The organism is Methylotenera sp. N17 (genome assembly GCF_000799155.1).
Classification (GTDB): domain Bacteria; phylum Pseudomonadota; class Gammaproteobacteria; order Burkholderiales; family Methylophilaceae; genus Methylophilus.
The window spans coordinates 344,320-359,079 of the sequence record NZ_JUGE01000001.1 but is presented as its reverse complement, the minus strand read 5'-3'; the positions used below and the strand labels follow the sequence as shown (position 1 = coordinate 359,079).

The 14,760-nt window shown below is 48.1% G+C and carries 12 protein-coding genes; 8 read left to right on the top strand and 4 right to left on the bottom strand.

The window, feature by feature from the left end:
- Window positions 1-34: 34 nt before the first annotated feature.
- The 8 genes from adk (at window position 35) to nadD (ending at window position 11,483) form a co-directional block, all read left to right on the top strand.
- Window positions 35-688: an adenylate kinase gene (gene adk, locus FG11_RS01805; RefSeq protein ID WP_025223842.1), complete on the top strand. Its 654-nt coding sequence runs from the start codon at window positions 35-37 to the stop codon at window positions 686-688.
- Window positions 689-783: 95 nt separating this feature from the next.
- Window positions 784-2,046, top strand: coding sequence for a hypothetical protein (locus FG11_RS01800; RefSeq protein WP_047532758.1), 1,263 nt, complete (start codon window positions 784-786; stop codon window positions 2,044-2,046).
- 194 nt (window positions 2,047-2,240) lie between these two features.
- Window positions 2,241-5,273, top strand: a complete 3,033-nt coding sequence (locus FG11_RS01795) for a hypothetical protein (RefSeq protein ID WP_152604032.1) — start codon at window positions 2,241-2,243, stop codon at window positions 5,271-5,273.
- A gap of 81 nt (window positions 5,274-5,354) precedes the next feature.
- The gene (leuS, locus tag FG11_RS01790; RefSeq protein WP_025223839.1) at window positions 5,355-7,970 is read left to right on the top strand and encodes a leucine--tRNA ligase; all 2,616 of its coding nucleotides are present in this window, start codon (window positions 5,355-5,357) and stop codon (window positions 7,968-7,970) included.
- Between the two features lie 4 nt (window positions 7,971-7,974).
- Window positions 7,975-8,457, top strand: coding sequence for an LPS-assembly lipoprotein LptE (locus FG11_RS01785; RefSeq protein ID WP_020183924.1), 483 nt, complete (start codon window positions 7,975-7,977; stop codon window positions 8,455-8,457).
- Between the two features lie 19 nt (window positions 8,458-8,476).
- The gene (holA, locus tag FG11_RS01780) at window positions 8,477-9,496 is read left to right on the top strand and encodes a DNA polymerase III subunit delta (RefSeq protein ID WP_020183923.1); all 1,020 of its coding nucleotides are present in this window, start codon (window positions 8,477-8,479) and stop codon (window positions 9,494-9,496) included.
- Window positions 9,497-9,505: 9 nt separating this feature from the next.
- Window positions 9,506-10,762 carry a glutamate-5-semialdehyde dehydrogenase gene (locus FG11_RS01775; protein ID WP_047532753.1) on the top strand — a complete coding sequence of 419 codons (1,257 nt, stop codon included), beginning with the start codon at window positions 9,506-9,508 and terminating at the stop codon, window positions 10,760-10,762.
- A 79-nt stretch (window positions 10,763-10,841) separates the two neighbouring features.
- Complete coding sequence (gene nadD / locus FG11_RS01770; RefSeq protein ID WP_047532752.1) at window positions 10,842-11,483, top strand: nicotinate-nucleotide adenylyltransferase; 642 nt, start codon at window positions 10,842-10,844, stop codon at window positions 11,481-11,483.
- Window positions 11,484-11,565: 82 nt separating this feature from the next.
- Here the strand turns inward: nadD and FG11_RS01765 are convergent, their stop codons facing one another.
- From FG11_RS01765 to bioH, 4 genes are all read right to left on the bottom strand, one after another.
- Complete coding sequence (locus FG11_RS01765; protein ID WP_025223834.1) at window positions 11,566-12,183, bottom strand: PEP-CTERM sorting domain-containing protein; 618 nt, start codon at window positions 12,181-12,183, stop codon at window positions 11,566-11,568.
- 267 nt (window positions 12,184-12,450) lie between these two features.
- Window positions 12,451-13,065 carry a dethiobiotin synthase gene (gene bioD / locus FG11_RS01760; RefSeq protein ID WP_047532751.1) on the bottom strand — a complete coding sequence of 205 codons (615 nt, stop codon included), beginning with the start codon at window positions 13,063-13,065 and terminating at the stop codon, window positions 12,451-12,453.
- A gap of 6 nt (window positions 13,066-13,071) precedes the next feature.
- Window positions 13,072-13,971, bottom strand: a complete 900-nt coding sequence (gene bioC / locus FG11_RS01755) for a malonyl-ACP O-methyltransferase BioC (protein ID WP_020183918.1) — start codon at window positions 13,969-13,971, stop codon at window positions 13,072-13,074.
- The gene (gene bioH / locus FG11_RS01750) at window positions 13,972-14,736 is read right to left on the bottom strand and encodes a pimeloyl-ACP methyl ester esterase BioH (protein WP_020183917.1); all 765 of its coding nucleotides are present in this window, start codon (window positions 14,734-14,736) and stop codon (window positions 13,972-13,974) included.
- Window positions 14,737-14,760: the final 24 nt, after the last annotated feature.

Below are 14,760 nucleotides of genomic sequence, written 5' to 3'. Positions count from 1 at the left end.
TTTTTGTAAACAATCGTAATTTAAGGAACTCATCATGCGTTTAATTCTGCTAGGTGCGCCAGGCGCGGGCAAAGGCACTCAAGCAACCTTCATCAAAGAAAAATTCAGCATCCCACAAATCTCTACCGGAGACATGTTACGTGCGGCAGTGAAAGCCGGCACCACATTGGGTTTAGAAGCCAAAAAGTTTATGGATGCAGGCGGTTTAGTGCCAGATGAAGTGATTATTGGCCTAGTGAAAGAGCGTATCAAAGATGCTGACTGCCAAGCAGGGTTTTTATTTGATGGCTTTCCGCGCACCATTCCACAAGCAGAAGCCATGAAGCAAGCTGGCGTGATGATTGATTACGTGGTTGAAATTGATGTGCCTGATGCCGCGATTGTAGAACGCATGAGCGGTCGCCGCTCACATCCTACTTCAGGCCGCACGTATCACGTGGTTTTCAACCCACCTAAAGTAGAAGGCAAAGACGACATCACCGGTGAAGATTTGGTACAACGCGAGGATGATAAAGAAGAGGTCGTGAAGAATCGGTTAAACGTTTATCACGCACAAACCAAGCAATTGGTAGGTTATTATTCAGACTGGGCAAATTCTGGTACTGGCGGTGCGCCTAAGTACGTAAAAGTGAATGGCATTGGCGACATGAATACCATTCGCGATCAAATTTTTATGCAATTAAAATAGCCGTGACGACCATGGGAAATACCGTATTTTCCATGGTGCATAACGCCATGTAACAACACAGTGTACGCACCATTCATGAGGAGTGTTCTTCTTTGATGACTGTTGATTTAACTACTTGGCTAGAAAAAAATCGCTGGCAAAAGCGATTGCTCGCGCTAGCGGCCACGCTCTGCTTATTCTTTGCTTTCAGTTACTTATATGATCAGCACGATACGGACCTGCCTCAATATGGTGACAATGTCTGGTTTCAGGGCGATATTGGGCGCGTGTATGGCAACATGAATAATCGCCTAGCATTTGGCCATTACCGCGCAAAAGTTCACCCACTTTATTCACTGCAAACCTACCCACCCACCTTTGTATTAAAAAACATCTTCTCCGACGATGCTAAAGCCATTAAGTATGTCACCGTTGGCATTGCTACGCTGTGGTTATACTGTTTATATCGTTTGTTGCGCCTGATGGGATGCATCAGAACAGATGCCTTTGTATTTTCGCTACTGGGCATGAGTAGCTCGGCTGCCTTATTTTGGTTAAGTGTATCGGAAACCTATGCCCTAGGCTCCATCAGTATCATGCTGGCACTGACGCTAACCGTCATCTCGCAGCACAGAAAGGTCCCCGATCGGGTTTACGCCATCGTCAGCGCATTCACGTTTAGCGTCACTGTGACCAACTGGATGGCTGGCGTATTTAGTACGTTTACCTCGCTTCCATTCAAACGGGCGGTGAAAGTTTCTGTGATTGCGCTACTAGCGGTCACCCTGCTGTGGGGGCTACAAAAGCTGATTTTTCCCACCAGTGGATTTTTTATCGGCGAGAGTGAAGAGCATAAATTTTTATTTGCTCCCACCATGGCACGTTTAGGCGCGGTGTTGAGTACGTTTTTCTTTCACTCCGCCATTACGCCTGCACTCAATATTACCCAATACAACCAATTTAATTGGCCCATGCTAAGCATGCAATCCTCTGCCATTGGTTCGTCTGGCACATTAGGTGCGCTTGCATCCAGCCTATGGAGTGTCATGTTGGGCCTAGGCGCGTGGTCTCTATTCACATGTAGACTGAGTAACGCGTTTAAACTCACATTAGGCCTGACACTGCTGTGCCAGTTCTTGTTGCATTCTATCTATGGTGAAGAAACCTTTTTGTACACCCTGCACTTCCTGCCATTGCTCATTGTACTGACGGCATTGACCACACTGACGCAATATCGAAAGATTGCCATGACGTTTGCTCTGGTACTGATCCCGATATTGCTATGCAATAACCTCAACCAGTTTTACCAAGCCACAGACACATTTAAACCCTTGCATCATCATGCCCAACTCATTGTAGGCACCCCCTCTCCCAGTTAAACACACCCTAACGAATGCCAACTAACAATAACAATATATCTCTACGCAAACGGCTACAACGGCTGGTAAGCGGAAAAGACTTTGCTATCTGTTGTGCGATTTTTATATTCAGTTGCCTATTTTATTTTCATGTATACAACCTACATGAAACACACCTACTGTTAGACGGTGAAGATGTTTGGTTTCAAGGCGATATGCCACGCATCACCGACAATATGACTGATCGGTTTGCTTGGGGGCACAATCGATTAAAAGTGCATCCGTTACTCTCGTTTGAAACCTACCCGCCTACCTATACTCTGATGAAACTTGGCCTGAGTGATTATGAGGCCATTCAGCTGGTTAGCACCGCCATTGCGGGGTTGTGGAGTTTAACGCTCTATGCCTTACTGTGTGTGTTTGGCTGTCGTCGCATTGATGCTATTTTGCTCGTCATGCTCGCGTGGTCCAGCGCCGCCACGCTATTTTGGCTACCAACTCCAGAATCTTACGCACTGGGCTCAATCAGTATCATGGCGGCACTAATGGCAGCCATGCTAGCCAGTAAGCACCGCCTATCACCCCTAGCGTATATTGGGATGAGTGCATTTACCATGAGCGTCACCATTACCAACTGGATGTCTGGGCTACTTGCAACGTTCACCACGCAACCTAAGCGCAGAGCAATTATGCTGACGATTGCCGCACTTGCACTGGTGACAGTACTTTGGCTTGTTGAAAAGCAGATTTTCCCCGCAGCCGGCTTTTTTATTGGCGATGACGAAGAAGCCAATTATATGTACTACCCCTACTTTCACCGTATTTATGCGGTGCTAGTGAATATCTTCTCGCACAGTATGATCACACCAGACATCTTGACGCTCCCTAATACGCATATATTTGGCGAAGGTGGATTTAACTGGACCATGGTCTCTATTCAAGAGGCCAGCTTAGGTTCTGCCACGCTACAGGGCAAAGTTGCTACCGTACTTTGGGCTGGGTTGTTGGGGCTGGGCGTTGGCGCTTGCTTAATTTCAAATATCCCCAAAGCTTACAAACTGACCTTAGGGCTTACCCTGCTAGGGCAAATTGGCCTGCATATTCTTTATGGCGAAGAAACCTTTTTATACTCACTCCACTTTCTTCCGCTGCTCATTGGCCTAGCTGCATTTAGCTTTACTGGCAATCTGCGTCCAGTCGCCATTACGCTTACGCTGGCACTTATTCCATTATCCATGATTAACAATTGGCAGCAGTTTAAAAAAGCCAGTGACATTGCTGTCTCACCGCGCCAGGATGTTCTTAACCATCGAGAACTGCGTCCCAACGACCCATGGTCTATCTACAATAGCCACGCCATCTTGGCTATTCCCGGTAGCACAGAAGGCGATAAATCTTATATTGAGCCGGGTGGTAGCTTTAGCCCGAAAGTCGGAAGTTTTGGCTTATCGATTTGGCTAAATGACGCCCAGCATGCCTTAGTGGCTAGCAGCGATACATTGCCCTCGTCGCAAACACAACAATCGTTCAATTGGTCAGCCACCGGCATGCCTGCTATCACCACGCAAACACCCTATTACAAAAACACGGCCAGTGTTCAAGAAAATCAGTCTTGGCAATATGAGACGCATTTTTTCAACCCTAGCACGCTGGATGCCTCTATGCTAATTAGAAGCGTAGGGCCGGCCGGTGGTCCAATTCATAGCATACGCTGGGAGCAACAACAGCTGATTATTAATGATACTTGGGCTGTCACTTTTAATCCCCAGCCGCAGTTTGTGACATTAGGACTCGAAGGCATAGATAGCTGGTATGGGCGCAACCAACGTACGGCCATCAAAAGTGACGATGGCTGGGCTTTCGCACGCATCCAAGTGGATACCAGCCAGCCAACGATTGTCAATATGCAAGCGTTGAAATCACTCGCAACGTACACATTGCCAACGCAAGCCATTGGCGCAAATATCAAGCTCAATCTACCTGACGCGCGTTTTTCTGAGAGCCTGAATGCACAAATTGCCCATATGATGATGGGACTGGTGAACAACGAAACCCGCCCCGGCGACCCAACCAATTACCCGCTGGCTTGGCAACGAGATGGCACATATACACTAGTGGCACTGACCAAAGCCGGGCAACTTAAAAAAGCAAAAGCGCTGGCGCAAGAGTTTGCCGAAACAGATTTCTTTGGTGGGTTTGGTGCAGAGGCAGATGCGCCAGGTTTAGCAATATGGGCACTGAATCAGGTCGCCGCGCAGCTCAATGATGCCAGTTATGACCAGTGGCTGTGGCCGCATGTGCAACGCAAAGCACAACTGATTGAGCGCATGCTAACGACGACCACCAAGATTGATGCAAACTTTAAAGGTAAAGTGGTCCCCCAACTTCTGGGAGACCCATATAAACATCTGATTGCTGAACCAGCCAAAGATGGACTCATCATTGGCATTATGGATCACCACCGTCCGCTGTTGTTTGTGAATGCCGTAAGCTATCTTGGACTGATGGAGGCCGCAGATCTGGCAACGCGTTTAGAGAAACATGAAGATGCAAAACACTGGCAACGGCTCGCTAAACAACTCAAATCAGCTTGGGATAAAGCCTTTATTCCTCCTCACATTGACAATGAACGCACCTACATCAGCGCACTTTGGCCGAGCTGGATTGCTACCGGTGTTGAACCAAAATTGCAATCGCTACTGGAGCAGCGCTGGCTCACGCAGCACGACACTGCTCAGCAACTCAAGCAACGCCCACTTTGGACATATTTCCAGCTAGCCGAGTCACACCAATGGCTATACTTGGGGCACCCAGAGCGCGCTTGGTCCACATTAACATGGTTCTGGGCACACCAAAGTGCACCCAATCTCTATAGCTGGTGGGAAGGCGATGGCGAAGAAAACAGCTTTGGGATCTGGCAAAATGTGCGCGGCTGGGTCAAGCCCAAAGGCGTCAACCCACACTATTGGACTGCAGCCGAAATGGCGTTACTGCAAATGGATATGCTGGGTTATATTGACCACCGCCACGACAAAAACACACTCGTCATTGGCGGTGGTATTCCGCAAGATTGGATGTCGCACGACATGGATGTAGAGCGACTTAAAGTAGGTGCATATACCATAGACTGGCATTGGCGCAACGGCACCATGCATGTAGTGATTGATGGCCATCAGCCGATTTCAGTCAAATTGGCCAACACATTCCCCACAGATACAAAGTTAACAGTGACTTACCAGCAAGACTAAGGGATTTAGCCTTGCAAGCCTCATTCGCTGCAAGGGTTTCAAGGTATAATTCGGTTTTATTCAAATTCGCGCTCAACCACCATGCAACAGCAGTATCCATTCAAAGAAATCGAACAACAAACCCAACAACAGTGGGACACGCAGCAAAGTTTTGCCGCAAAATACACGAGTGATAAACCCAAATACTACTGTTTGTCCATGTTCCCCTACCCCAGTGGTAAATTACACATGGGGCATGTGCGCAATTACACCATTGGCGATGTGCTAAGTCGGTTTCATCACATGAAAGGCTACAACGTATTACAGCCAATGGGTTGGGATGCATTTGGTTTACCGGCTGAAAACGCGGCGATTCAAAACAATGTACCGCCAGCAAAGTGGACTTATGACAACATTGCGTATATGCGTAAGCAACTCAAGTCACTTGGCTTTGCCATTGACTGGTCACGAGAGCTCGCTACCTGCCAACCTGAATATTACAAATGGAACCAATGGTTGTTTTTACGCATGCTAGAAAAAGGCATTGCCTACAAAAAAACCCAAGTCGTCAATTGGGATCCTGTTGACCAAACTGTACTCGCCAATGAACAAGTGATTGATGGCCGTGGTTGGCGCACGGGTGCATTGGTAGAAAAGCGTGAAATTCCTGGCTATTACTTCAACATTACCGGCTATGCGCAGCAATTACTGGATGACCTAGACAAGCTACCGGGCTGGCCAGAGCGTGTCAAAACCATGCAAGCCAACTGGATTGGCAAAAGCGTGGGCGTACGCTTTGCTTTTACCCACAACATTACCGATAAACAAGGTGCGCTGATTGATGATGGCAAACTATGGGTATTCACCACCCGTGCCGATACCATCATGGGCGTGACATTTTGCGCGGTGGCCGCTGAGCATCCACTTGCCACGCTCGCCGCACAAAACAATCCGGCATTGGCCGCTTTTATTGAGCAATGCAAACAAGGCTCCGTCATGGAAGCCGACATGGCCACCATGGAAAAAGAAGGTATGGACACCGGCCTCACTGTGACGCACCCACTCACTGGGGAAAGCATCCCAGTATGGGTAGGTAACTATGTACTGATGACCTACGGCGAAGGCGCAGTAATGGCGGTGCCCGCGCATGACGAACGTGATTTTGGCTTTGCAAAAAAATACCAATTGCCCATCAAGCAAGTAGTGCAGGTAGGGAGTGAGACATTCTCCGATTATGCATGGATGGAATGGTACGGCGATAAATCCAAAGGTATTTGCGTACATTCCGGTGCCTACGATGGCTTAAACTATATAGAGGCAGTCGACATGATTGCTGCTGACCTCAACACCAAAGGCCTAGGCGACAAGCAAACCAATTGGCGTCTACGTGATTGGGGCGTGTCACGTCAACGCTATTGGGGCTGCCCTATCCCCATTATCCATTGTGATAGCTGTGGTGATGTACCAGTGCCCGATGACCAGTTACCAGTGAAACTGCCGGAAGACTGCGTCCCTGATGGCTCAGGCAACCCGTTGAATAAATTAGAAAGTTTTGTCAATTGCACTTGCCCGACTTGTGGAAAGCCTGCACAGCGCGAAACCGACACCATGGATACCTTTGTGGATTCCAGCTGGTACTACGCACGCTATGCCAGTGGCTTTCAATCGGATGCGATGGTGGATAGCGAGACCAACGCTTGGATGCCGGTAGACCAATATATTGGCGGCATTGAGCACGCTATTTTACACCTGCTGTACTCCCGTTTTTGGAGCAAGGTGATGCGAGATTTAGGCTTGGTGAATTACGACGAACCATTTGCCAACTTACTGACCCAAGGCATGGTGCTCAACCATATCTTCTCGCGCCGTACCGACAAAGGCGGCATTGAGTATTTTGCGCCAGAAGAAGTGGAGTTGTTGCATGATGCACATGGCAAAGTTACAGGCGCCAAAGCCCTTAAAGATGGTTTGCCTGTCGATTTCCAAGGCATGGGCACCATGTCCAAGTCGAAGCGCAACGGTGTCGATCCACAATCCTTAATTGAACAGTACGGTGCAGACACCGCGCGTTTCTTCATGATGTTTGCAGCACCGCCGGAACAAACGCTGGAGTGGTCAGACAGTGGTGTCGAAGGCTCGCATCGCTTTTTAAGACGCGTATGGAGTTTTGCTTACACACTAGCACCCGAAGAAAAACAAACCATTTCCGGCAAACTAAATGGCGGGCTAGCTGCAGCCAGACGTGAAGTGCATATGACACTTAAACAAGCCAGCTATGACTTAGGCAGACAGCAGTTTAATACTGTGGCCTCTGGCAGCATGAAATTGCTCAATACGTTGGAAAAAGTGCAAAAAGATGCCGAACCACAGTGGCAAGCCGTTGCATTTGAAGGTTTTTCTATTTTGCTACGCTTGTTATCGCCCATTGCCCCACACATTACGCAAACATTGTGGAAAGAGCTTGGGTTTGGCGAGGACATTCTCAAAGCCACTTGGCCGGAAGCGTTACAATCCGCCATGGTGCAAGATGAAGTCGAGTACGTGGTGCAAGTCAATGGCAAATTGCGTGGTAGCATTACACTTGCCAAGAGCATGGAAAAATCGCAAATTGAGGCGATTGCGGTCAACCAGCCATTTGTGCAAAAGCATTTGGAAAATGCCAGTGTACGTAAAATTATTGTAGTACCCAATAAACTCATTAATATTGTGGTGGGATAAAACGATGATGCAATGGATGCGAAATGTAACGCTAACGGTATTGTGCTTAACGCTGATTGCGTGCGGATTTCATTTGCGCGGTGCAAGCGAGTTTGCGTTTACCAGCATTTTTGTCAATGGCCAGACGCAAATCACCAAAGCGCTTAAGAAATCCATCACAGCCAATGGCGTAGTCGTGACAACCGACCCAAGTCAGGCCGAAATGGAAATTGATTTAATGAAGGAAGAAAGCGAGAAGCGCATCCTTTCATTGAGCGGCGATGGTGTGGTACGCGAGTATGAGCTGTATTACCGTGTGATTTACCGTACAAAACCAGCGAAAGATGCACTGTGGAGTCAACCACAAACTGTAGAAGCGCGTAGGGACTTTTCGTACAGCGATGCGAATTTATTGGCCAAGCAAAATGAGGAGAGGCAGCTCAATCTCAATATGCAAAAAGATGTGATGAATAACATCATTCGTCGACTATCCAAACTAAAACCATAAGCCGAAACTACCAACATCCGTGCAAATTTCCGCGGCCGCTTTAGCAAAACAACTTGCCACCACCGTATCACCAGTGGTGGTTGTGGTCGGCGATGAGCCACTGGCCAAAGCAGAATGTCTAGACTGTATAAGACAATATGCGCGCAAACTCGGTGCAGAAGAACGCACCAGCCTATTGGTAGAACGCCAATTTAACTGGCAAACCGTCACGCAATTTAATCAGCATTTTTCGTTATTTTCTTCGCACCGCATTCTGGAAATTCATATCCCCAGCGGAAAACCTGGTGTTGACGGTGCAAAAGTACTGGCAGAACTGGCGCAACAGCCTATGCCGGATACCACCTCCATCATTACCCTACCTGCACTAGAGCGTGAGAGCAAAAATAGCGCTTGGTATCAAAACTTGCAGACACACGCATTAGTGGTAGAACTAAAAGAGGTCACGATTGGTCAATTGCCTGCATGGATTAAACAACGGCTAGCGTTACAACAGCAGCATACGGATGACGATGCGCTCGCTTTTATGGCGCAACAGGTAGAAGGCAATATGCTAGCAGCGCACCAAGAAATTCAAAAGCTAGCGTTGTTATATCCGGCCGGTGAGGTCACCGCTGCACAAATCAAAGAAGCGGTACTGAATGTAGCACGTTTTGATGCATTTCAATTGGGCGAGGCTATGTTGCAAGGGGATAGCGAGCGCACAGTGCGCATATTGCAAGGCTTACAAGACGAAGGTGAGCAAGCCGTGGCCGTGATGAACCCACTCATTTGGCTGATACGTCCGTTACTACGCATTAAACAAGCCGAAGCCCAAGGTGAAAATTTACAATCCGCCATGGCCAGTGCGCGCTTGTTTGGGGATAGGCAACTCCTGATTAAATCAGCAGCGCAGCGACTTAGCATGCGTCAGGTAGAAGCCGCTTTACAAAAGCTCAGCGACATTGACCGTATGGCCAAAGGCGTGATGCAAGGGGATGCTTGGCTGGAAATTTCACGGCTATGTTTTGGCCTTGCTCGCATTAAATCAAGAACAAGGTAAAATGGCAGAATGAACATTCAACATTACATGCAACAACTTGGGCAAGAGGCACGCCAGGCTTCGCGCGCGATGGCTAAAGCGGATACGCAGACCAAAAACCAAGCATTGTTATTTATTGCTGCAGCGATTCAACGCGAAGCACAAGCTTTGCTGGCTGCAAATCAGCAAGATATCGCCGCTGCAAAAGCCAATGGCATGGATGACGCCATGCTAGATCGCCTCACCTTAACAGAGAAATCCATTGCCAATATGGCAGAGGGCCTCACACAAATTGCGAGCCTGCCAGACCCGATTGGTGAAATGAGTGATTTTAAGTACCGCCCTTCTGGCATTCAGATTGGCAAAATGCGTGTGCCTTTAGGCGTGATTGGCATTATTTACGAAGCCAGACCGAACGTGACGATTGATGCGGCAGGCTTATGCATCAAGTCTGGAAACGCATGCATTCTGCGCGGTGGCTCTGAGGCGATTCATTGTAATCAAGCCTTAGCTAAACTAGTCCACGAAGGCCTTGCCAAAGCTGGGCTGCCTGAAAACGCAGTATTGGTGGTAGAGACCACCGACCGTGCCGCGGTAGGCGAGCTGATTACCATGAAAGCCTTTGTGGATGTGATTGTGCCACGTGGCGGCAAAGGTTTGATTGAGCGCATCTCCAATGAGGCGCGCATCCCAGTGATTAAACACTTGGATGGCAATTGTCATGTCTATGTGGACGATGATGCTGACCTACAGAAAGCGGTGCGTATTTTAGAGAATGCAAAAACACAACGCTTAGGCACCTGCAATACTGCAGAGTCGTTATTGGTTGCACGCAGCATTGCGCATACAGCGTTGCCATTGCTCGCACAGATGCTGGTGAGTAAAGGCATTGAAATTCGTGGTTGCGAAGAAACCTGTGCAATTGTGAAAGAAGCCATTCCTGCGACGGAAGAGGATTTTTACACGGAATATTTGGATGCCATTATTTCTTCTAAAGTAGTGGCAGGCATAGATGAAGCGATTGCCCATATCAACCAGCACTCATCACAACATACCGAGGCGATCATCACGGAAAACTACACCAAGGCACACCAGTTCTTGCGTGAGGTGGATTCCAGCAGCGTGATGGTCAATGCTTCTACACGTTTTGCCGATGGCTTTGAATATGGGCTAGGAGCTGAAATTGGCATTTCCACGGACAAACTACATGCGCGTGGTCCAGTGGGTTTAGATGGGCTGACTTCACTCAAATACGTTGTGTTTGGTAATGGTGAAGTACGTGCCTAATCCATCCTGCAACTAAGATGATGGTGGGTCAGCTTTCAGCACCATTTCACTGGCTCACCGCGCAAGGGTAACGATAATCATGCAGCGCATTGGCGTGTTTGGTGGGACGTTTAATCCGATACATTACGGACACTTGAGAATCGCACAAGAGGTTGCCGAGGCATTTGCACTGAGCCAAGTAAAGTTTTTACCCGCCGCCAAGCCACCATTGAAAGCCGAGCCTGATGTAGCGGCCAAGCACAGGGCCGAGATGGTGCAACTTGCCATCGCAGCTAACCCACTTTTTCATCTGGATACACGTGAGCTGGAGCGCACCGGGCCGTCATACACAATCGACACGTTGATATCTTTGCATGCAGAACATCCACAAGATGCACTATGTTTAATCGTCGGTACAGATGCATTCGCACGTTTTGACCAATGGCACCGCTGGCAATCTGTTCTAGAGTATTGCCACCTCATCGTCGTTTCACGTCCACATGGTGGGAGTTTGATCAACCTAAGTGAACCGCTACGTCAATGGCTGCAACAACATCAAACACACAACCTCACGCAATTATCACAACAATCACATGGGCTGATTGCGATGCATGATGTGACCGCTTTAGATATCTCTTCCAGCCAGATTCGTGGCCTTATCCGCGCTCAGAAAAATCCGGATTATCTATGCCCACAAGCCGTGATTGGATATATACAGCAGCATGGCTTATATAGAGATTGATTCGCCCTAAGCAATATTCATTGCGCAAAATATAGACGTAAAAAAACCTGCCGTAGCAGGTTTTTTTAATTACTTTAGCGAATTAAGCTAAAGTTTTACGGCGACGTGCAACACCGAACATACCCAATGCTGAAGCCAACAATGGTAATGCTGCTGGTACTGGCACTGCGCTTACGCCAACAACGTAGTCATCGTAATCGCCATCTGGTGAACCGCTGTCATTGAAGCCGATTAAGAATGCAAATGGGTTACCGTTCGCATCTTTGTAAGAACCGTCGTTTTCGATGTAAGCAATTTTACCGATGTAGTTTGTTAAGTTTGAAGCTGCAGCTGAAGTACTTGAACCACCAAAACCAAAGTCAATCAAACCTGCTGCTACGTTGAATGTGAATGAATCACCTACGTTTACTACGCTAGTAGATGTACCAGCAACTTCTGAACCGTTAGCGATATAGAAGTTTACATTCCAAGCTTCTTTACCCAAGAACGTTACTGTTAAAGCAGTATCTTGTGTTGCAGATAATTGACCAAACACGCCGCCAGTTGCGCCAGTAATGACGTCATGACCTTGTGTGTAGCCAGCTGCTTCTGTTGTGAATGTTACTGAACCAGCTGTGCTTAATGCTAAGTGGTTGACCACTTCTGCTTGCGCCGCAGTTGCAGATAACGCGATGGTTAACGCTAACAACAATTTCTTCATATTTTTTACTCCAGTTATACAAACGTTAAATTTAAAAATCTTGAATCCAGTATATGGGCTATCCCTTTTTCCCTCAATAGCCCATACGGGTAAACTCACTGATCATCACTGTTATGTGCTTAGGTTCGCTGACGATTGACCTGTAACAACTGCGATTGGGTGCATCATAATGGGCATACGCTACGCGCTCAATAGCCCTGATGGGTCATAGGCAATAAGACAAGCACGCATGTTGTACACACTACTGCAATATAAGCGTGCGAGGCACTAACACTGCAACTGTGGAATGCCTTTAAAGTGCTGCTGTAGCGTAGCAAGGTTTTCTGCGTAACATTGCATGGCGGGCTCTATCGGGTTGGCCACCCACCCTTGTATCGGCAGATGACGCGCTTGCATAACTTCAAGTGAAAGTAGCGCGTGGTTAATGCAGCCTAAACGCATCCCCACTACAAAAATAATCGGGATATTCAATGCAGCAGCTAACTCGGCTATAGTCAATTCAGCATGCAATGGCACCAGCAAACCACCCGCGCCTTCCACCACCACAATGTCTGCCAATGCGGTGAGTGCTTGGTAAGCTTGCAGAATGACCTCAAGCTGAATAGCGATATTTTCTTGCTGCGCGGCGATATGGGGTGCAATCGGGGCTTTAAAACAGTAGGGGTTCACCCAATGCAGCGGTGCATCTACATTACTTGCTTGCATCAATAGCTTCACATCTTCATTGACCCATTGTCCATCCACAAGATCACAGCCTGCGGCAATAGGCTTCATGCCCACCACACGATAGCCCTGTGCTACATATTGGCGTATTAACTGGCATGCCACAAAGGTTTTACCAATGCCTGTATCTGTACCGGTAATAAAAAAGGCCTGCTTCATTGTTCACTATCCGCGTGCGCGAAACGCTATAGGCGACACACCAGAGGGGAGGTCCGAAGTAGCGGCTGATTTCCATGCATGCCCATAAACTACTTCAAACGTGGCAGGGAGCTTGCCATCTTGTAGCCTGAATTGCTCATAACGTGTGGCCAATTGCTGAAAAAATCCCTTGCCGACCAACCCACGCACCCGCCCTGCTGTTGCATTATGCGCACCGATAGATTTTAAATCGCGCATCACACTTTTCACATCGTCATAAGTGAGTGTGAAATGCTCCACATCCAGCACTGGCGCATTAAAGCCAGCACGCGTCATGGCGTCGCCAATGTCATGCATATCAATAAAACGGCTAACGTGTGTCGTTGTGTCATTTTCCGCACTGGCAATACGCAACTCTCTCAACGTATCTGGCCCAAAGGTGCTGAACATCAGCAATCCGTTTGGCTTTAACACACGTTTGATTTCTGTAAATGCTTGATCTAGATCATTACACCACTGCAATGCCAGATTAGACCAGACGATATCAACACTGGCACTGGCGAGTGGTAGTGCCTCAATGTCTGCACAGACCAAGTTTTTTTTGCCGGTGAGTTGTGACATCCAGCGTGTTAAGGTGGGTTGCTGCGCATAGGTTTGTTGCAACATGCCCATCGCTAAATCTAAAGAAACCATATGCGCATCTGGAAAGCGCTTGTGCAAGGCAAAGCTGCCGTGTCCAGTACCACAACCTGCATCTAAGATAGCTTGCGGTTTGATATTGACGAGATCGAGTCGATCCAACATTTCTTCCCGCACATTTTTTTGCAGCACGGCGGCGGCATCGTAAGTGTGGGCTGCACGCTCAAACGAGGCACGTACGCGTGCTTTGTCTATCCAATAGGCGTCTTTCATTGAGGCATCTTGCATCTATGGCTCTAGAAACTGGTTAAGCGTATCAACAAACTGATCGGTATGCGACAAGAACGGCGCATGGGCAGCCCCCGCCATCACACGTAAAAATGCGATCGGCAAATGTTGTGACATCCAATGCGCCGCCGCGACTGGCGCTAAGGTATCGCGATCCCCATGAATTAACAATGTAGGCTTGCGTAATGTAACGATCTCTTCGCGTAAATCGGAGTCTAGCAATATAGAGAGTGAACGATTTAAAGTCGTTTGCGTAGGCGTTGGTTTCAGCTCAAAGCTAGCGCGTAGTTGACGCAACGTTGCGCGCGCATCGCTGGCTTTCATGCATTGCAAGGTTAAAAATTGCAACATGGTGGCCTTGTAATCCCGGTTCACACTTTCTGCAAAGTTGTGAAAATGCACGGGTGAGATACCATGCGGCCAATCTTGCGATGAAACAAAGCAAGGAGTTGAGCCCACCAAAATCAGGCGGCGCACACGGTCTGGCTGATTGAGCGCAATACGTTGCGCGACCAAACCGCCCAGTGACCAGCCCATGATGTCAGAAACTCCTGGAATAACTTGCGCTACTTCATCTGCCAATGCATGCAGATGATATGGCTCCACCGGACGACTGCTGCCCATGCCGGGCAAATCAATCAAATAGAGCATGTATTGTGCGGACAAGCGCTTGACTAGATGTTGCCATACACCACTGTGCATACCCCAGCCATGCAGCAACACCAAGGGTTGCCCTTGACCAATAATTTCTACATGGCAACTCATGCTTGATCCCTTGTCGTTATCAAT